This is a genomic window from Sporosarcina sp. P34 (assembly GCF_002743375.1).
Taxonomy (GTDB): domain Bacteria; phylum Bacillota; class Bacilli; order Bacillales_A; family Planococcaceae; genus Sporosarcina.
In genome coordinates this window covers 196,898-215,504 of record NZ_PDZC01000002.1, presented here as the reverse complement: position 1 = coordinate 215,504, position 18,607 = coordinate 196,898, and the positions used below count along the sequence as shown (strand labels likewise).

Genomic DNA, 18,607 nt, shown 5'->3' with positions numbered 1-18,607 from the left:
ATAGATTGAAACGAATGAAAGCGACTGTTTCGTATGATGGCACAGATTTTGCTGGCTATCAATCTCAACCAGGCATGCGGACAGTTCAAGCAGAGATTGATAAAGCGCTTGTGAAGCTGCATAAAGATTCGACATCCCACGCGGTAGCAAGCGGACGAACTGATGCTGGCGTTCATGCGCTAGGTCAGGTGATCCATTTTGACACACCTCTGGATTTAGGTGATCGCTGGCTGATGGCATTGAATGTGCTGCTACCTAAGGACGTACGCATAACTGCGATTGAACAGGTGTCTAAAGAATTTCATGCGCGTTACGGTGCAAAAGGTAAAACGTATCGATATAAATGGTCTTATGGAGAATTGCAAAGTCCATTTGAGCGTAATTTCGCAGTTCATTTAGGTAGATGGAATCCGGATGTGGAACGAATGAATGCAGGTGCTGCCTATTTAATCGGTACACATGATTTCACAAGTTTCTGTTCAGCGAAGACCGCTACTTCGAATAAAGTCCGCACAATCCGAAAACTAACACTTGAGCGACATCAGGAGGAACTGATTCTTGAAGTGGAAGGTGATGGATTTCTTTACAATATGGTTCGTACGATTGCCGGTGCTTTGCTGGCGGTTGGTATTGGCTGGGACGAGCCGGAAGATATCCAGAAGATTCTCGAGGCGAAAGATCGTCAAAGGGCTGGAAAGACAGCGGCAGCACACGGTTTGTACTTAATTGAAGTGACCTATTGAGCTCATGGCAACTAATCCTGGCGTTTTCATAAAAACGCTTGACTTTATTGACAATAAAGTATAACATGATAAATGGTATTTCAATAACCCCACAAACAAGCCCCGGAAGTTTATTTGTGTTTAGGGATAGAGAAAATATGGGAACAGATTTGATATTTTAGGAGGAAATACAATATGCGCACAACATTCATGGCTAAAGGTCACGAAGTCGAACGTAAATGGCTAGTTGTCGACGCTGAAGGACAAACGCTTGGTCGTCTTGCTTCAGAAGTTGCAGCTCTTTTACGCGGTAAACACAAACCAACGTTTACACCACATGTTGATACAGGCGATCACGTCATCATCATCAACGCTGAAAAAATCCATTTGACAGGTAATAAATTGAAAGACAAATTATACCACCGTCACTCTGGTTATACAGGTAGTCTTAAGTCACGTACTGCACTTGAGATGCGTACTAACTACCCTGTAAAAATGCTTGAACTAGCGATTAAAGGAATGCTTCCAAACGGTCCTCTAGGTCGTCAAACAATCAAGAAATTACACGTATACGCTGGTCCAGAGCATCAGCATATCGCACAAAAACCAGAAGCTTACGAGCTTCGCGGTTAATTAAGAGGAGGAAACCCACTTGGCACAAGTACAATATATCGGCACTGGCCGTCGTAAAAGTTCAGTAGCTCGTGTACGTCTAATTCCTGGCGAAGGTAAAATTGTCGTCAATAATCGTGATGTAGAGGACTACGTACCATTCGAAACACTTCGTGAAATCATTAAACAACCACTAGTAACAACGGAAACACTTGGAAGCTATGATATCCATGTTAACGTTCACGGTGGTGGTTACACAGGTCAAGCAGGCGCAATCCGTCACGGCGTTGCTCGTGCATTGCTTACTGTAGATCCTGATTTCCGTGCAGCACTTAAATCAGCAGGATTCCTAACACGTGATCCACGTATGAAAGAGCGTAAAAAATACGGTCTTCGCGGCGCGCGTCGTGCTCCACAGTTCTCAAAACGATAATATTGGTTTTATATCAACCTTTACAGCCTCATTCCAAGTTTATTGGAATGAGGCTTTTTACTATTTACAACCTTTATCTGTGGATGTGTAGTACCTAAAATGTATTCTTATTGTAGTAGTTCATACCCCACTCATTTTAGTAACGTATAATGTACAAAATATATAGTGGCATTTTACTTTGATTAATATCTTCTAACATGTAAAAAGGATTTACTGAATGGATCTACCTTACTATCGTGGTTGCGCTGGAAATCTGCTTTGTATAAGTATAGAAATTACAATGTTCCTTAACGGAGTAAAAATGCACCGTAAAGATTCAAAAAAATATTTAATGTAAGTTTGTAGATTGGTAGATTGTGTGTTATATTTATGAAAATTAAATAAACTAATTTAAATAAGTGCTCACATCGTGAGTTAAAAGGGAAACTAGTGAAAATCTAGTACAGCCCCCGCTACTGTAAAAGCTGATGAAATTACAATACCACTGAGAAATCGGGAAGGTGTAAGAGTAAAGTGAAGCTTGAGTCAGGAAACCTGCTTATTTAAACGACACATACTTTTCGGAGGGAAGAGTATAGGCGAGACAATAAATATAATTGTCTTATGTTTCAGTATGTTTTTTATAATACTATCACATGCCTACATTCCCTTGAAAAGGAGTGTAGGCATTTTTATTTGGAGGGAAATCATGAAAAAGGGAAAAATATTCGTTGTTGGATTCGGTCCCGGAGCTACTGAACATATTACAGGACGAGCATTAGAGGCACTGCAAGAAAGTAATTATATTATTGGTTATAAAACGTATGTAGAACTGATTAAACATTTAGTAACTGCAAAGTCCATTGTTAGCACAGGCATGACTGAAGAAGTGTCACGTGCACAAGATGCCGTTAAGAAAGCGGAGGCAGGTGGAATTGTTTCAGTGATCTCTAGCGGTGATTCGGGTGCGTATGGCATGGCAGGATTAGTATATGAGGTACTGATAGAAAAAGGTTGGACAGAAGCCGAAGGAATTGAAGTAGAAATAGTTCCAGGTATTTCAGCAATCAACTCATGTGCGAGTTTACTGGGTGCACCTGTCATGCATGATTCTTGTACGATCAGCTTAAGCGATCATCTCACGCCTTGGACTGTTATAGAAAAGCGGATTGAAGCGGCGGGTATGGCGGATTTTGTAATTGCTTTATACAATCCGAAGAGTGGACGTCGGACGCGCCAAATTGTAGAAGCCCAAAATATCTTACTGAAATATCGCTCTCCAGATACACCTGTAGGTCTAGTGAAAAGTGCTTATCGTGAAAATCAACATATTGTCCTCACAACGTTATCGGAAATGCTCGATCATGATATCGGGATGTTGACAACTGTCATTATTGGTAACTCTTCTACTTTCTTTTATGATAATAAAATTATCACGCCACGGGGTTATCAACGTAAATATACATTAGGAGAAGGTAAACAAAGTTTAAAACCGCATCAACGTTTAAAAAAGGAAGCAGAACCATGGGCGCTTGATCAAGAAACTGGAGAGGCTAAGTCAGGATATGAGGAAATTTTAAGGAAGGCACCCGAACAAGCTCCAGTGCAACAGCAAGAACAAAAAGTTCAGTCAATGGATATGGCCTTAAAAGCTCTATCTATGGTGTCAAAAGAAGAAGTGGAAAATCCATTTTTAGTGAGACAGCCGATAGAAAATATATTTGAGTTTTCCGTTTCGCCAGGTGTCGCTAATAAAATGATCACAGCAGAACAAATGCTTGTTTTAGCTGAAGTCGTGGGTGAGAAAGGCACATTGGAATATACACCCGATCATCATTTCATAGTAAAAGTTACAACTGATAATCCTGAAGCAATGGTTGTAAAGCTTGAAAAAGAGCATCTGACAGTCATGCCAACGGGGGAAGTCTTAAAAGTCAAAGCGTGTGATTTTTGTTACGGGGAAAAGGCGGACTCTATCCCATATGCAGAAGAAATCGCAGCGAAGTTTGAAGGGATGAAGCTTCCGAAGCAGCTACATGTTGGATTCAATGGTTGTGGGATGGCATGTTATCGCCCTGTGTTTGATGACATTGGGATTGTTTATCGGAAGAAAAAATTTGATTTATTTATTGGTGCAAAGCCAGTTGGTCGCACTGCACATGCTGGTCAACCTATCGCAGAGGGAATTGAGCCAGAAGATTTAATCCCATTAGTAACTAGAATCATAGAAGAATATGAACAAAATGCACATCCTAACGAACGTTTCTTTAAGTATTTCAAACGTGTTAAAAAAGTTTTGAACTATGACTATTACGATATGAGCTGCAAGATTGAAGTAGAGCCTGCACCTTGTGGGGATTAGGAGGAAACGATGATTTTATATTTAGCAGGTACTAGCGATGCTAGAGCTTTAGCCGTCCATCTGCAGGGTCTTGGCTACTCCCTGATTGCCACAGTAGTCACCGAATCTGCAGCAGAAAGTTTAAAAGCAAACCATATCAAATATCACGTAGGCAGACTAACAAAAGATGACATGGTGGCGCTAATCCAGAAGCATGAAATGACTTGTGTAGTGGATGCTAGTCATCCTTACGCCGAAGAAGCTTCAAAAACTGCTATGGAAGCAGCTAAAGCATGCGGGATTCCATATATTCGGTATGAACGTCCGAAAGAAAAGTTTGTTTCACCGTTAATTACAGAAGTTGAGAGTTATGAAGACGCGGCTCGGCTCGCCCAAACGCATAAAGGTACGATTATGTTAACTACGGGAAGTAAGACATTAGAAGTGTTTGCGAACTATTTATTGCGTGATGAAATTCGGCTTATTTGCAGAATGCTACCAAACGTAGGGAATATGGAAAAATGCGATAAGTTAGGGATCAAACAAAAAAATATTATTGCAATGCAAGGTCCATTTTCTGAATCACTCAATAAATCCTTATGCGAGCAATATGATGTGACGTTAATGATCACCAAGGAAAGCGGCCAAGTTGGATCTGTGGATGAGAAAATAACAGCTGCTTTGGAATTAAAGATACCTGTAATTTTGATTAAACGACCAAAGCTTCAATACGAAAATCTTTGTACGTCATTTGAAAAAGTTACTCAACTATTAGGAGGTTTTATCCGTGAAAAATCCAAACATGAACTTTAATACAACATTTACACCACTTACTGTAGATCCAGATAAAATTTATGAACACAGCTTCTCCATTATTAAAGAAGAAATGGGAGAACACCCATTTACAGATGAGCAGTGGATGGTTGTTCGTCGCGTTATTCATGCTTCAGCAGATTTCGAGTTAGGACGTAGCATGGTTTTCACACCGGATGCACTTGAAGCAGGAATTCAATCGATTTTGGCAGGCCGTCATGTACTAGTAGATGTGCAAATGATTGAGAGTGGTTCAGGTCGCAAGCGCTTCCAAAAGCATGGTAGTGACTTGCATTGTTACATTGCGGATGAGGATGTTGCAAAAGAAGCAAAGCTGCAAGGCACAACACGTGCGATCATATCGATGCAAAAAGCAACCCGTTTACATAAAGGTGGAATTTATGCTATTGGTAATGCGCCAACTGCATTGTTAGAGTTAATTCGTTTAATCAAGGAAGGTATCGCTAAACCGGATTTAATTATTGGAATGCCGGTTGGCTTTGTGTCAGCAGCGGAATCAAAAGAAGAGCTTGCTGTCCTTGAGGGAATTCCGTTTATCACTAACATAGGGAGAAAGGGTGGCAGTACAGTGACAGTAGCTGCACTGAATGCCATTTCGATTATGGCTGATGAGCGCGCAAAGCAAACCAACTAAAAAAGACCCCTCAAAAATGCGCCATGGGTACACTACAGGGTCGTGTGCAACAGCGATGACAAAAGCGGCATTGCAAGGGTTAGTAACGGGAGAAGTTCCGGAAGAAGTTACTATTTATTTACCGGTTGGCAAATACGCTACATTTAAAGTATCGGCATTTGAAGAAGTAGATGGCGGGATAATGTGTGAGACCATCAAAGATGCTGGCGATGATCCAGACGCTACACATAAAGCTCGTATCCAAAGTACCGTCTATTTTTCTAAAGAGGAAGGTATACATTTAGATGGTGGAATTGGCGTAGGGCGAGTTACAAAACCAGGACTTCCCGTACCAGTCGGTCAGGCCGCGATTAATCCAGTGCCGCGTAAAATGATACTCGGGGTTGCAAAAGAAGGACTCGATTATTACCAACTAAAAAACGGAATTGATATTGTAATTTCCGTACCTGACGGAGAAGAAATTGCTAAGAAAACGCTGAATGGACGTCTTGGTATTATTGGAGGGATTTCAATCTTAGGAACTCGTGGGACAGTTGTACCGTTTTCGAGTTCTGCCTTCATGGCAAGTATTGCCCAAGCGATTAGCGTGGCAAAAGAAGCAGGTTGTGATCATGTGGTTATCACAACAGGCGGTCGCAGTGAGAAGTTTGCTTTAAAACAATACCCACATTTACCAGAAGAAGCTTTCATAGAAATGGGTGACTTTATTGGATTTACGCTTAAAAACATTGCACGTAAGAAAATCCCTAAGGTATCTCTGGTAGGAATGATGGGGAAGTTTTCAAAACTGGCACAAGGTGTAATGATGGTTCATTCGAAAAGTGCGCCAATCAACTTTGAATTTTTAGCGGAAATGGCAAATAGAGTAGGTGTTGACAAAGAAACACAGCAGGAAATTCTGCAGGCCAATACGGCGTCACAAGTTGGCGAAATACTTCAAGGAAACGATGCATTCTTTGAAGCGCTTAGTAAAAACTGTTGTTACTATGCACTGAATCACTCGAATGCGGAACTGGAAGTGTCGACATCATTGTATGCCATGAATGGAGACTGTTTAGGAAAGGCTGAGAATATTGACAAATTGGATGAAAATGATTGGTATAGGGGATAATGGCGCGGCAGGTTTACTTCCTCAATACATAGAATGGATTAATGAATGTGATGTTCTTATAGGTGGAGATCGCCATCTTCAATTTTTTCCTTCATTTGAAAAAGAGAAAAAAGTAATTAAAGGTGGTTTATCAGCGCTAACGGCGGAATTACAGGAAGAAACACGTAATGCCGTTATATTAGTATCCGGAGATCCATTATTTTATGGACTGGGGGGCGTACTTGCGAAAAAACTTCCCCTAGAGATCTATCCATATACTAGTTCGGTCCAGCTGGCCTTTTCAAAAATGCAGGATAGTTGGCAAGATGCTTACATCATCAGCTTACATGGGCGTTCTATAAAGGGTTTTGCGCAGAAAATAGACGGGCGAAAAAAAATTGCGGTATTAACAGATCAAACGAACACTCCGCAAACCATTGCGACGTACTTAAAACGCTTCAACATGATAGAATACGATGCCTTCGTAGCGGAAAATTTAGAAGGTGAAAATGAACGTTGTCGTTTTCTATCATTAGATGAGATGGAACAAACCTCATTTTCCTCTTTGAATGTCGTAATTTTAAAACAACGCAAAATTGTGGATCGTGCTGCTTTTGGTATTCCGGATGATGAATTTCTACAACGAAAACCAGATAAAGGTTTAATTACAAAGAGGGAAATTCGAACACTTTGTCTGCATGAGCTGAAAATTAAAGAGGATAGCATTGTTTGGGATATCGGGACTTGCACAGGGTCTGTTGCGATTGAGGCAGCAAAAATGGCACGAGAGGGTGCAGTGTATGCCATTGAAAAAAATGAGGGTGACCTCGAAAACTGCTTAGAAAATCAATTGATACATCGCACGGACTTTGTTGCAGTGTTAGGTAAAGCACCGGATCGCCTTGAAGAATTTCCAGATCCTGATGCGATTTTTATTGGCGGTAATGGAGGGAATATGGAGCAGTTATTGCAAACCTGTGTTTCACGCGTAAAGCCAAATGGTCGAGTTGTTATGAACATTGCTACGATAGAAAATCTAGCTGAAGCGATGAGCCATTTTAAAGCGTTAAACTGCGAGGTATCCATATTGCAGGCACAACTCTCAAAGAGTAAGCCGATTTTACATTTAACACGTTTTGAACCACTAAATCCCATCTATATAGTAACAGCACAGAAAGGACAAGAAAAATGACTATAGGAAAATTATACGGATTAGGCGTTGGACCAGGAGATCCTGAATTAATTACAGTAAAAGCATTTCGTAAATTACAAGAATGTCCTGTCATTGCCTATCCCAAAAAGTTAAGGGGCAGCAAATCATATGCCCATCGTATTGTAGATGTATATATTAACCCAGCTGAGAAGGAGATGCTCGGTTTAGTATTCCCAATGACCAAGGATGAAGAAGTTTTGCAAATTGCATGGGAAAAAGCAGCGGATGAGATTTATGGCTACTTAGCAGAAGGAAAAGATGTAGCTTTTGTGACCGAAGGGGATCCGATGTTATTTAGTACATTTATTCACCTTTTAGGTTTAATGAAGACAAAGTATCCAGAGGTACCTATTGAAACCGTGGCGGGTATTTCATCATTTAATGGATCTGCCAATCGTTTAGGGATTGCATTAGCTGAAGGTGATGATCACGTGGCTATGATTCCTGCTACAGAAAATATGGAACAAATGCGTCAAGTGATCGAAAGTCACGATGCCATAGTGTTTATTAAAGTAGCCAAGGTTATAGATGAAATGCTGGACTTGTTGGACGAAATGAAATTGCTGGATAAAACGCATGTAGTTACAAAAGTCACATCTGACGAAGAAGTAATTTGGAATACGGATGAACTTAGAGGTGCAGATTTAAATTACTTGTCATGTATGGTGGTGCGCAAATGAAGAAGATTTGGATTATCGGTGCAGGCCCAGGAGATCCCGACCTAATTACGGTAAAAGGTTTGAAGCTATTACAACAAGCGGATGTTGTTATGTATACCGATTCACTCGTAAGCGAAACGTTAGTGGAGGAAGCGAAAGAGTCGGCAGAAGTTATCCGTACGGCAGGAATGCATCTCGAGGAAATGGTGGATTGTATTGTCGAACGAGTCAATGCTGGAAAAACAGTTGTACGATTACATACAGGTGATCCAGCGATGTATGGGGCAACGATGGAGCAAGTGGCATTACTGAAGCAGCATGCTATTGGTTATGAAGTGGTACCAGGTGTGAGTTCCGTCTTTGCGGCGGCAGCAGCAGTTGGTGCAGAACTGACAGTCCCTGATTTAACACAAACACTTATTTTAACTAGAGCTGAGGGCCGTACTCCTGTACCAGAGCGCGAAAAGTTGAAAGTGTTGGCAGCTCATCATTGTACGATTGCTATGTTCTTAAGTGCGACATTGACAAAGAAAATTGTAAAAGAATTGCAAGCAGCGGGCTGGGCAGATGATACACCGGTAGCGGTCGTGCAGCGCGCTACATGGCCAGATGAAAAGGTTGTTCAAACCACATTGATTGAATTAGATGAAGCGATGCGTGTCAATGGAATTCGTAAGCATGCGATGATACTAGCTGGTTGGGCATTAGACCCGAATATTCATGAAAAAGAGTATCGTTCAAAGTTGTATGATAAAACATTTACCCATGGTTTCCGAAAAGGGGTGAAGGCGGATGATTAATTTACGCGAAGGTGAAATTCCCGTCATCGAAAAGCGTAAACCGTATGCTCTCGTCGCTATTACGAAACACGGTGTGATCAATGCAAGAAGCTATACGGAGAAATTCCCATATGCGGATCTTTACTATATGAAGAAATTTGCTAAAGGCGATGAAGAAGTACGTCAAATTCAATTGTTTGACGGCACGGTACGATTACTATTGCCCGCCTTGTTCCAACAATACAAAGGGGTTATTTGTATCATTTCGCTAGGCGCTGTCGTTCGTATGATCGCCCCGATTATGTTGGATAAAATGACAGACCCTGCTGTCTTAGTTGTCGATGATTTAGGTCAATACGTCATCAGTGTTTTATCAGGGCATATTGGTGGTGCTAACGCTTTGTCCTATGAATTTGCAAAAGCCATTGGCGCTGTACCTGTTGTAACGACTGCATCAGATGTGCAAAAAACTATTCCCGTCGATTTGTTCGGCGCCCAATTTGGCTGGACATGGGATAGCGAAGAAAAACTGCTTCCAGTCAGTGCATCGGTTGTAAATGAAGAGCATGTCGCAATCGTCCAGGAAACAGGAGAAAAAAATTGGTGGATGCACGATAGATCCATGCCAACCAATTTGAAAATCTATTCATCCACGACGGAAGCAATTAAGAAAAAGCCACAAGCAACCTTGCTTATAACAGATAGATTAATCGACGGACATGAGAAAAGATTACTGGAAAACGGAGTGATCTACCGGCCCAAGTCAATTGTACTCGGTATTGGCTGTAATCGTGGAACAGCACTAGAAGAAATCGAACAAGTGGTAGATGAAACATTAGCAGAACTACGCTTAAGTAAAAAAAGTGTCAAAGCGGTAGCGACTATAGATTTAAAGAAAGATGAGGTAGGCCTACTTGAATTAACCGCCAAGCATAATTGGCCATTTGTTACATATACGCCTGAACAGCTTAACGAAATGCCGCTTCTTAACCCATCTGAAACAGTATTCAAATATACAGGCGCTTACGGTGTAAGTGAGCCAGCAGCATTGCGTTATGCGAATACAAATGAATTTGTACTAGAGAAAAAGAAAAGCGGCAATGTGACAATATCCATTGCACGCGTCAATTTCGAGGAGAGAGGACAATGAATCGATTTGTGCTAGCCGGTACAGGAAGTGGCGTTGGAAAAACAACGTTCACGATTGGGATTATGCGTGCGCTTATGAATCGTGATTTAACAGTGCAAGGCTTTAAATGTGGTCCAGACTATATCGATCCAACATTTCATACAGCTGTCACAAAACGTCCATCTCGAAACATTGACAGTTTCATGATGACTCATGATATTATTCGTGCCATTGTCGCAAGAGCTAGCCGAGATACAGACGTATCTATTATTGAAGGTGTGATGGGTTTTTACGATGGCAAATCCCCTTTATCAAATGAAGGATCAACTGCTCATATCAGCGAGATTACAAATAGTCCTGTCATTCTAATCGTCAATGCAGCAAGTATGGCGCGAAGTGTAGCAGCAATCGTTAAAGGATTCCAAACGTTGGATGAGAAAACCCGTATTGTGGGTGTAATTGCAAATCAATTGGGTAGCAAGAATCATTTCAGTATTGTTAAAACAGCAATTGAAAAAGAATGTGGAATTCCTGTTATTGGTTATTTACTAAAGGATGCTGTACCTGCCATGCCTAGTCGTCATTTAGGCTTAGTACCGGCCATCGAACGTGGTGATCTGGATTCATATTTTGATAGTCTGGCAACAGCTATTGAAGAAACTGTGAATATTGATCAGCTACTTGACATCACAAGAGCGCAACAATTAGAAGTATCTTCATCAATTTTTGACGCTCAGCCAGAAAGGCATGAAGTTCATATTGCAGTAGCTAGAGATGCGGCATTTAACTTCTATTACGAGGAAAACCTAGAATTATTGCGTGCACATGGTGCCACACTGCATTTTTTCTCACCCTTACAAAATGAAGAAGTTCCGAATGAAGCGCAGGGATTGTATATCGGTGGTGGTTTCCCAGAAGAGTTTGCAGAACAATTAGCGATAAACGAGAAAACGAAGAATTCGATAAGAAACGCAGTCAGTCGTGGATTGCCGACATTGGCTGAATGTGGTGGGTTTATGTACTTGACAGAAGAAATAATCAATCGTCAGGAACGGTTGTTTCCCATGCTTGGAATAATCCCGGGACGTGTGCTTATGCAAGATAAGCGAGCGGCACTTGGTTATAGGGAAATTACAGGTATTGAAGGAAACTTCCTAATTAATGGAGAGACGCAGGCGAAGGGGCATGAATTTCATTATTCTAAATACGAGGGAGAACATAATAGCCCTGCTTATTTTAGCAAAAGTCGTTTTCGCGTACAGCAAGAAGGTTATTTACATAAAAATCTAGTAGCGGGCTTTACACAATTTCATTTTGCTTCAAATCCACAGCTTGTGGAAAATTGGTTGAAAGCATGTATGGAGGGAGAACGATGAACTATTTTCCGCTGTTAATGAATGTGGATTATAAAAAGGTTGTCATTGTTGGAGGCGGACATGTAGCACGTCAAAAAATAGAAGCCTTACTTCCAACAAATGCAAAAATCACCGTAGTTAGTCCATCAGTTATAGAGACTGTACAACAGTATGTTAATGAAGGATCTGTGACATGGAAAGAAAAAGCATTTGAATCAGGCGATTTAGATGACGCTGCATTGATTTTTGCCGTAACAAATGACGAAGAAGTAAACAATTCAGTGGAAGAAGCAACCCAGCATTGGCAATTACTCAGTCGTTCGGATGTAAAAGGACGTCTTGACTTTATCAATCCGGCAGTCGTTCGCCGCGGAGAATTTGTTGTGACGGTATCAACGTCTGGAGCTAGTCCAGGTCTAACGCGTAAAGTAAAGACGGATCTAGCAGAACAATTTGGAGACCATTATGCGTCGTATGTTTCTTTTTTGAGAGAAGCACGTCAGCAAATCTTAAAGTTGTTTAATGGAGATGCAAAAAAACAAATTCTGGCTGAACTTCTGGACCCTAAAATTTTGCAATGGATGGAGCAAGGTGAAGGCGAAAAATGTGAAGAATGGCTACAACAACGGATAGGAGAACAACAGTGAGCGGATTTGTATATATTGTAGGGGCTGGTCCTGGCGACCCGAAACTATTAACCATTAGAGGGTTAGAATGTATTCAGCAAGCAGATGTGATTTTATATGATCGTCTAGTGAATGTTGAATTATTAGAACATGCGAAAGCGAGTGCTGAACTGATTTATTGCGGTAAAGAACCAGGTAAGCATGGAATGATTCAAGATGAAATCCATCGTGTGTTGGTTGAACAAGCAAACCTGGGCAAGGAAGTGCTACGCCTAAAAGGTGGAGATCCGTTTGTCTTTGGACGTGGTGCTGAAGAAGCTGCGGTTTTACGACAAGCTCGTATACCCTTTGAAATTGTTCCAGGCATAACAGCAGGAATAGCAGCGCCTGCCTATGCAGGGATTCCAGTTACACATCGTGATCATGCCGCGAGCTTCGCAATTGTCCCAGGCCAAGGTCGTGCAGAAAAAGGACAAGACTTTTTAAACTGGGCAGCAATTTCTCAGATTGACACGGTAGCGTTTTATATGAGCGTAGGTAACATCGAACATATTACGAAAAGCTTAATAGAACATGGTAAAAGTGAAACAACTCCCGTTGCAGTTATTGAATGGGGAACGACTAAAAACCAACGTACAATTACAGGTGAACTAGCAACGATTTCACAAGAAATTCAAACATATCACATTCAGAATCCATCCATGATTTTAGTAGGGGATGTAGTGGGCGTACGTGAAGAAATTTCTTGGTTTGAAGAAAAGGAGCAAAAATTATGTTAGAAGCATTAAAAAAACGTCGTGCGATTCGACAATTTGAAGTGCGTGAAGTGGAGCGAGAAAAAATTGAAGCGCTATTGGAAGCAGCAACATATGCCCCAAACGACCGTATGCGAGAGCCTTGGCATTTCTATGTTTTACAAGGTGACAGCTTGACACAGTATGAACAAGTGGCACTTGATTATTTACAAAAACGCTTCCCGACAAAGCCACATTTAGTGGAGAGTTCAATGGAAGCGATCACACGAACACCACTCATTATTGTGGTTACCTCGGCTATCGTGGATGGTGACGAAGGTGCGACGAAGGATAATACCTTTGCGGTCAGTGGTGCTATTATGTCTATGTGGTTAATGGCAGAACAGCTTGGCTTAGGTATGGTATGGCGTACACGTGGTGTAGGTTTAGTGCATGAAACAGCATTACATACATTTATCGGCGCATCGGATCAAGAACAATTGGTAGGTACGCTATGTATCGGGTACCCAGCAGAAGAAATAACAACTACAAAAAAACGAACGCCATTCGCAGAAAAAACAACTTGGCTATAAGGGGGAAGTGAAAATGGCTCGACAGGGAATGTTGCTAGTGTATACAGGTGAAGGTAAAGGAAAAACTACTGCCTCCCTTGGTGTTACATTGCGTGCAATTGGTCGCGGAATGAAGGTGAAATATTTTCAATTTATTAAATCACCTGAACGTACATACGGTGAACAAATTGCCTTGCGGAAACTTGGCGTTGAAACAGTGCAATTAGGTATCGGATTCACATGGACAAAAACACCAGAAGAGCATCGAGATGCGCTTGCAAAGGCATGGCAAACGGTAAAAGAGGAGCTTCAAGATGAAACGACAGATGTACTGGTGCTAGACGAGTTGAATAATGCATTGGCCATCACGCGTTTTCCAGTGGCTGATGTATTGCCGCTAGATGAAGTGCTAGAAGCGATAAAGAATCGTCCGAAAAGTATGCACTTAGTCATCACAGGTCGTTCTGCACACCCGTCCCTCCTTGAAATAGCCGATTTAGTATCAACAATTGATGCAACCAAACATTATTATACGGAACAAGACGTCCAAGCGATGAAGGGTCTTGAATTTTAATGAAGGCAATTATGATTCAAGGGACTGCCTCTGATGTAGGAAAGAGTGTTTTATGTACTGCACTCTGTCGTATCTTTGTGAACGATGGATATCGCATTGCGCCATTTAAATCACAAAATATGGCACTCAATTCCTACATTACAAAAGATGGTGGAGAAATTGGCCGAGCACAAGGCGTCCAAGCAGAGGCATCAAAAATTGACGCAACAACGGATATGAATCCTATTTTACTAAAACCAACCGGGAATATGGTGTCGGAAGTGATTTTGCACGGCAAACCATTTGCCGAGATGGATGCAGTTTCGTATCGCGAAAATTTCGTTGAGCAAGTCATGCCTGAAGTTCGCAAGTCTTTGCGGCGTTTAGAGGCACAATATGACCTACTAGTTTTGGAAGGTGCGGGAAGCCCGGCTGAAATTAATTTAAAAAGCCGGGACATCGCCAATATGCGTATGGCTCATGAAACAAATGCAAGTGTTATTTTAGTAGCAGATATAGAACGTGGAGGAGTTTTTGCTTCAATTGTTGGAACTTTGATGTTACTCGATGAAGAAGAGCGTGCGCGTGTGAAAGGTATTATTATTAATAAATTTCGCGGCATGGAGGAGTTGCTCGTCAGTGGCATCGAATGGCTAGAAGAATATACAGGTATTCAAGTACTTGGCGTCATACCGTACTTTGATGTGCAAATTGAGGCGGAAGATTCGATGGCTCTATCAAGTTTGCGTTTGAAAAATCCTCAACTTCATGAGTTTGAAATAGACGTGGCGGTGATTAGACTTCCCCTAATCTCTAACTTCACGGATCTCGATCCATTATTCGAAGAACCCGATGTACGCGTACGCTTTGTTTCTTCTTTAAAAGATTTAAAAAATCCTGATGTCATCATATTACCTGGAACTAAAAATACGATTAATGACTATGTATGGTTGCAAGAAACGGGTTTGGCGCAAGCGATCTTACAGCAGTCCCGAAAAGGAAAAAATATTGTCGGTATTTGCGGTGGTTATCAAATGCTTGGTGAAACGATTTTAGATCACCAGACAATTGAAGGCGAGAACAGGAAGTATACTACGCTAGGCTTGTTACCAATTGAAACTGTGTTAGTTAATGAAAAGCAAACCGCACAAGTCAAAGGTACAAATTATGCAGGTCAGGAAATGATAGGCTTTGAACTTCATCTGGGACGCAGTACGCCAACTCAACCGATTCAAAGCTTTATCTGTTTGGATGATGGAAGACAAGATGGCGTCTACACAGAGCAAGTGATGGGTACATACTTACACGGAGTTTTTCAAAACCGTCTGTTTACACGTGATTTTTTCAATAAAATACGCGTGAAAAAGAACTTGGAAGAAGTCTCCATTGAGATACCTTCTGATTATGAGCGGCGTGAGCAAGCGTATGAAATGCTAGATTATCATGTGCGTAAGCATTTGAATATGGAAAAAGTCTATGAATTACTAGACGATTCAATGTAGCAACACGATTACAGAAGCATTGAGGAGAAATTTCAATGAAGAATAGGTTGGGACCGAAACGAGGGTTGGGGACCTCCCCCTTATACATAGATTTTGAAAAGTTCTGGAAAGAAGGCATGCTGGATTGGCATGGCAAGATGCCGGAACGCATGGTGGATGATGAACTGGAAGAAGCTTTTTGGGCACAGTCAATGAAAAAGAAAACATACAGACAAACAGATGACTACGCGAAAAAAATCTATGAAAAAATAAAACTGTATATTCCACAAGACGCCAGTTGTATTGAAATCGGACCAGGTTCGGGCAACTATACATTCCAACTAAGTGAAGATATTAAGAATTTAACGCTTGTTGATGGTTCTGAAAGTGTGCTTGCTTATTTAAAACAATACTATGAAAGCGATGCACCTGTTCAGTTTGTTTATAGTAAATGGGAAGAAGCACAAATCGAGCCGCATGACGTCGTTGTCGGAGTGAATTGCTTTTACCGCATGTATGAAATGAAAGCAGCATTGAAAAAGATGGATGCACTAGCGCGAAAGCGTGCCATCATCGGCTTAACGACGGGTCCAATCCAGCCACACTATGTCATCTTAGATGAGCAGTATGGCTATGAGATTAAATACCCGCGTCGTGATTATATTATGATTTTAAACATCCTGTATCAGTTAGGAATTTATGCGGATTGTGAAATGATCAAGCTAGAGCGTACATACCGTTACGATACATTAGAACAACTATATGCAACACAAAGTAAAAAGATTTTATCATCAACATTTGAACAGGCTCATGTAGAAGCCTCACTTGAGCCTTTTATTACACTAGAGGAACGCCAATATGTGTACCGTCATCCATTCTACGCTGCAATAATTAGTTGGGAGCCTTCAAATTCGCATGACTAAGTTACGATTCATATTATTAGTAGGTGTACTGCTAATTGGCTTGCTTACTTCTATGACTTTTGCAGTTATGGTGGGATCGGTTGGTATAACTCCGAGTATTATTTTGGAAGTACTCCTTTCGAAAATTGGTTTGCCGGCTGGAACAACGGCTTCAAAAGCGCAGAGCATCATCATTTGGGAAATCCGCTTACCTCGAATTATACTTGCGGCAATTGTTGGCGCAGCTCTAGCGATAAGTGGCGCAGCAATTCAAGCTCTGGTAAGGAACCCAATTGCAGACCCTTATATTTTGGGCGTGTCGTCTGGGGCATCTGTAGGTGCAACTTTAGTTATTTTACTGGGTGCATTTAGTTTTTTGGGGACTAATGCATTGGACGCTTAGCAGTTTAGCAGGCGCGAAATGGACTACTATCGGAATGCCATTTTTTACATTTCTCTTAGTTTATATATTATTGTTAGTGAATTACCGTCAACTCAATGCATTGCTCCTAGGAGAAGAACTAGCTACCACTCTTGGCATTAATCTAGATCGTTTTCGTATTTTTATTATCCTGACGATAAATCAAATCCGGCATTAAGTCAAACACCTGCCGTGCAAAATGAGAAATTTGTTACTTTGTCATTGTCAGCTGCTTCTGAAGGCATTCGTGTAGCGGAAGCAGTTAAAACTTTAGCAAAAGGTTTCTACCCAGAGGCTTTTTAAAACCCTAAGAGAGTGGGAGGTCATATTTTATGACAACATGGAATTTAACGCAGATGCAACGTCACTTACTCATTTGCAATGGCGATACTTGTATGGGTGCTGGAGCCGAAGATGTTACACAACAAATTCGTGATGAAATCCGTAGCAATCGTTTAGACGAGCATATCCACACATCACGTACACGCTGCAATGGACGTTGCAGGGACAAATGCGTAGTCATCGATTACCCAAAAGGAACATGGTATTCCGTGCAACAAGAAGAAACGGCACGGGCAATTGTTCATGAAACAGTTGAGGAAAAGTCGATCATTTATTCAATGGAGCGCAGCGAACGAAAACGTGGTGAAACACGCTTTAAAGGGATTAATAAATATAGAAAAACCAGAGGACCGGTGAAGAAGGCTGTATTGTTTGTCGGACATGGTAGTAGGTTGGAGACAGGAAATGAAGAGGTCCGCCAATTTATCAAACAGATGAGAGAGCATATCGATTCGTCCCTACTTGTAGAAACATGTTTTTTGGAATTTGCATCGCCAAATATTGAAGATGGAATTCAACTATGTATCGAGAAGGGTGCAGGTGAGGTCCATGTGATTCCGATCATTTTATTGCACGCAGGACACTCAAAGCTGCATATTCCAGCCGAAATTGAACATGCAAGGGAGCAGTTTCCGGATATTCGATTCACTTATGGTCAAACGATAGGTGTCCATGATGAGGTTATTGAAATCTTAACAACAAGACTTACTGAAATTAAATTTGATATGAATCAGAAAAACGAGGATACAGCCATCCTCTTTATTGGACGAGGCAGCAGTGATCCGGACGCGAAAGATGACTTTTATAAAATTAGTAGATTGTTACAGGATAAAGTAAATGTGCCAATCATTGAAAATGCTTTTATGGGGGTCGCGACGCCCACGATACAGGACGGTATGGAGCGCTGTATAGAATTAGGCGCGAAAAAAGTAATTATGCTGCCTTACTTTTTATTCACGGGGATCTTAATGGAAAGAATGAATAAAATGGCGGAACAATTTAGACAGGATTATCCACAAACAAAAATAGAAATTGCCAAGTATTTTGGCTACCACCCCAAGTTGCGAACGATATTGCTAGAACGAATGAATCAAGCCTTGGATGGCACTTCGACGGGAATGCAAGATTTAGAGAATTTCCGTATTTATGTCGAGGAGCATGGGTATGTGCACGAACATCAACATTAATTAGACATC

At 41.2% G+C, this 18,607-nt stretch carries 21 protein-coding genes and 1 riboswitch; all 21 genes read left to right on the top strand.

Features of this window, described 5'->3' with window-relative positions; genetic code table 11:
* Positions 1–5 precede the first annotated feature (5 nt).
* Positions 6–743 carry a tRNA pseudouridine(38-40) synthase TruA gene (truA, locus tag CSV63_RS04930; RefSeq protein ID WP_099695007.1) on the top strand — a complete coding sequence of 246 codons (738 nt, stop codon included), beginning with the start codon at positions 6–8 and terminating at the stop codon, positions 741–743.
* 174 nt (positions 744–917) lie between these two features.
* Entirely contained in the window at positions 918–1,355 is a 438-nt protein-coding gene (gene rplM, locus CSV63_RS04925) for a 50S ribosomal protein L13 (protein ID WP_099694822.1), read from the top strand.
* Positions 1,356–1,374: 19 nt separating this feature from the next.
* Positions 1,375–1,767, top strand: a complete 393-nt coding sequence (gene rpsI, locus CSV63_RS04920; RefSeq protein ID WP_029053248.1) for a 30S ribosomal protein S9 — start codon at positions 1,375–1,377, stop codon at positions 1,765–1,767.
* 379 nt (positions 1,768–2,146) lie between these two features.
* Positions 2,147–2,323: riboswitch (cobalamin riboswitch) on the top strand.
* 132 nt (positions 2,324–2,455) lie between these two features.
* A complete protein-coding gene (gene cobJ, locus CSV63_RS04915; protein WP_099694821.1) occupies positions 2,456–4,108 on the top strand; it encodes a precorrin-3B C(17)-methyltransferase in 1,653 nt (550 codons plus the stop codon).
* Between the two features lie 9 nt (positions 4,109–4,117).
* Positions 4,118–4,900: a precorrin-6A reductase gene (cobK, locus tag CSV63_RS04910; RefSeq protein WP_099694820.1), complete on the top strand. Its 783-nt coding sequence runs from the start codon at positions 4,118–4,120 to the stop codon at positions 4,898–4,900.
* Entirely contained in the window at positions 4,890–5,555 is a 666-nt protein-coding gene (locus tag CSV63_RS04905; RefSeq protein ID WP_099695006.1) for a precorrin-8X methylmutase, read from the top strand. The genes cobK and CSV63_RS04905 overlap by 11 nt, the downstream gene beginning before the upstream one ends.
* Before the next feature lie 16 nt (positions 5,556–5,571).
* Positions 5,572–6,666: a cobalt-precorrin-5B (C(1))-methyltransferase gene (locus tag CSV63_RS04900; RefSeq protein WP_369823799.1), complete on the top strand. Its 1,095-nt coding sequence runs from the start codon at positions 5,572–5,574 to the stop codon at positions 6,664–6,666.
* Entirely contained in the window at positions 6,641–7,837 is a 1,197-nt protein-coding gene (gene cbiE / locus CSV63_RS04895; RefSeq protein ID WP_099695005.1) for a precorrin-6y C5,15-methyltransferase (decarboxylating) subunit CbiE, read from the top strand. The genes CSV63_RS04900 and cbiE overlap by 26 nt, the downstream gene beginning before the upstream one ends.
* Positions 7,834–8,538 (top strand): precorrin-2 C(20)-methyltransferase, encoded by a 705-nt coding sequence (gene cobI, locus CSV63_RS04890; RefSeq protein ID WP_099694819.1) that lies wholly within the window; start codon positions 7,834–7,836, stop codon positions 8,536–8,538. Before cbiE ends, cobI begins: the two co-directional genes overlap by 4 nt.
* Entirely contained in the window at positions 8,535–9,317 is a 783-nt protein-coding gene (gene cobM, locus CSV63_RS04885; protein WP_099694818.1) for a precorrin-4 C(11)-methyltransferase, read from the top strand. Before cobI ends, cobM begins: the two co-directional genes overlap by 4 nt.
* Positions 9,310–10,446 (top strand): cobalt-precorrin 5A hydrolase, encoded by a 1,137-nt coding sequence (locus CSV63_RS04880; RefSeq protein WP_099694817.1) that lies wholly within the window; start codon positions 9,310–9,312, stop codon positions 10,444–10,446. Before cobM ends, CSV63_RS04880 begins: the two co-directional genes overlap by 8 nt.
* Entirely contained in the window at positions 10,443–11,801 is a 1,359-nt protein-coding gene (locus CSV63_RS04875; protein WP_099694816.1) for a cobyrinic acid a,c-diamide synthase CobB, read from the top strand. The genes CSV63_RS04880 and CSV63_RS04875 overlap by 4 nt, the downstream gene beginning before the upstream one ends.
* Positions 11,798–12,427, top strand: coding sequence for a precorrin-2 dehydrogenase/sirohydrochlorin ferrochelatase family protein (locus CSV63_RS04870; RefSeq protein WP_099694815.1), 630 nt, complete (start codon positions 11,798–11,800; stop codon positions 12,425–12,427). The genes CSV63_RS04875 and CSV63_RS04870 overlap by 4 nt, the downstream gene beginning before the upstream one ends.
* Positions 12,424–13,185, top strand: coding sequence for a uroporphyrinogen-III C-methyltransferase (cobA, locus tag CSV63_RS04865; RefSeq protein ID WP_099694814.1), 762 nt, complete (start codon positions 12,424–12,426; stop codon positions 13,183–13,185). Before CSV63_RS04870 ends, cobA begins: the two co-directional genes overlap by 4 nt.
* Complete coding sequence (locus CSV63_RS04860; protein ID WP_099694813.1) at positions 13,179–13,733, top strand: nitroreductase family protein; 555 nt, start codon at positions 13,179–13,181, stop codon at positions 13,731–13,733. Before cobA ends, CSV63_RS04860 begins: the two co-directional genes overlap by 7 nt.
* Before the next feature lie 13 nt (positions 13,734–13,746).
* On the top strand, positions 13,747–14,286 hold the full coding sequence (locus CSV63_RS04855; protein ID WP_099694812.1) for a cob(I)yrinic acid a,c-diamide adenosyltransferase: 540 nt from the start codon (positions 13,747–13,749) through the stop codon (positions 14,284–14,286).
* Positions 14,286–15,767 (top strand): cobyric acid synthase, encoded by a 1,482-nt coding sequence (locus CSV63_RS04850; RefSeq protein ID WP_099694811.1) that lies wholly within the window; start codon positions 14,286–14,288, stop codon positions 15,765–15,767. The genes CSV63_RS04855 and CSV63_RS04850 overlap by 1 nt, the downstream gene beginning before the upstream one ends.
* Before the next feature lie 35 nt (positions 15,768–15,802).
* Entirely contained in the window at positions 15,803–16,669 is an 867-nt protein-coding gene (locus CSV63_RS04845; protein WP_099694810.1) for a class I SAM-dependent methyltransferase, read from the top strand.
* Positions 16,662–17,051 carry an iron chelate uptake ABC transporter family permease subunit gene (locus CSV63_RS04840; RefSeq protein ID WP_233191951.1) on the top strand — a complete coding sequence of 130 codons (390 nt, stop codon included), beginning with the start codon at positions 16,662–16,664 and terminating at the stop codon, positions 17,049–17,051. Before CSV63_RS04845 ends, CSV63_RS04840 begins: the two co-directional genes overlap by 8 nt.
* Positions 17,035–17,247 (top strand): iron chelate uptake ABC transporter family permease subunit, encoded by a 213-nt coding sequence (locus CSV63_RS16730; RefSeq protein ID WP_369823784.1) that lies wholly within the window; start codon positions 17,035–17,037, stop codon positions 17,245–17,247. Before CSV63_RS04840 ends, CSV63_RS16730 begins: the two co-directional genes overlap by 17 nt.
* Positions 17,248–17,401: 154 nt before the next feature.
* The gene (locus CSV63_RS04830) at positions 17,402–18,598 is read left to right on the top strand and encodes a CbiX/SirB N-terminal domain-containing protein (RefSeq protein ID WP_099694809.1); all 1,197 of its coding nucleotides are present in this window, start codon (positions 17,402–17,404) and stop codon (positions 18,596–18,598) included.
* Positions 18,599–18,607 lie beyond the last annotated feature (9 nt).

Excerpts from the sequence above, each read along its gene's own strand:
- rplM (WP_099694822.1), top strand. The coding sequence starts at position 918 with ATGCGCACAACATTCATGGCTAAAGGTCACGAAGTCGAACGTAAATGG.
- cobJ (WP_099694821.1), top strand. The coding sequence starts at position 2,456 with ATGAAAAAGGGAAAAATATTCGTTGTTGGATTCGGTCCCGGAGCTACT.
- cobK (WP_099694820.1), top strand. The coding sequence starts at position 4,118 with ATGATTTTATATTTAGCAGGTACTAGCGATGCTAGAGCTTTAGCCGTC.
- CSV63_RS04905 (WP_099695006.1), top strand. The coding sequence starts at position 4,890 with ATGAACTTTAATACAACATTTACACCACTTACTGTAGATCCAGATAAA.
- CSV63_RS04900 (WP_369823799.1), top strand. The coding sequence starts at position 5,572 with ATGCGCCATGGGTACACTACAGGGTCGTGTGCAACAGCGATGACAAAA.
- cbiE (WP_099695005.1), top strand. The coding sequence starts at position 6,641 with ATGAAAATGATTGGTATAGGGGATAATGGCGCGGCAGGTTTACTTCCT.
- cobI (WP_099694819.1), top strand. The coding sequence starts at position 7,834 with ATGACTATAGGAAAATTATACGGATTAGGCGTTGGACCAGGAGATCCT.
- cobM (WP_099694818.1), top strand. The coding sequence starts at position 8,535 with ATGAAGAAGATTTGGATTATCGGTGCAGGCCCAGGAGATCCCGACCTA.
- CSV63_RS04880 (WP_099694817.1), top strand. The coding sequence starts at position 9,310 with ATGATTAATTTACGCGAAGGTGAAATTCCCGTCATCGAAAAGCGTAAA.
- CSV63_RS04875 (WP_099694816.1), top strand. The coding sequence starts at position 10,443 with ATGAATCGATTTGTGCTAGCCGGTACAGGAAGTGGCGTTGGAAAAACA.
- CSV63_RS04870 (WP_099694815.1), top strand. The coding sequence starts at position 11,798 with ATGAACTATTTTCCGCTGTTAATGAATGTGGATTATAAAAAGGTTGTC.
- CSV63_RS04860 (WP_099694813.1), top strand. The coding sequence starts at position 13,179 with ATGTTAGAAGCATTAAAAAAACGTCGTGCGATTCGACAATTTGAAGTG.
- CSV63_RS04855 (WP_099694812.1), top strand. The coding sequence starts at position 13,747 with ATGGCTCGACAGGGAATGTTGCTAGTGTATACAGGTGAAGGTAAAGGA.
- CSV63_RS04850 (WP_099694811.1), top strand. The coding sequence starts at position 14,286 with ATGAAGGCAATTATGATTCAAGGGACTGCCTCTGATGTAGGAAAGAGT.
- CSV63_RS04845 (WP_099694810.1), top strand. The coding sequence starts at position 15,803 with ATGAAGAATAGGTTGGGACCGAAACGAGGGTTGGGGACCTCCCCCTTA.
- CSV63_RS04840 (WP_233191951.1), top strand. The coding sequence starts at position 16,662 with ATGACTAAGTTACGATTCATATTATTAGTAGGTGTACTGCTAATTGGC.
- CSV63_RS16730 (WP_369823784.1), top strand. The coding sequence starts at position 17,035 with ATGCATTGGACGCTTAGCAGTTTAGCAGGCGCGAAATGGACTACTATC.
- CSV63_RS04830 (WP_099694809.1), top strand. The coding sequence starts at position 17,402 with ATGACAACATGGAATTTAACGCAGATGCAACGTCACTTACTCATTTGC.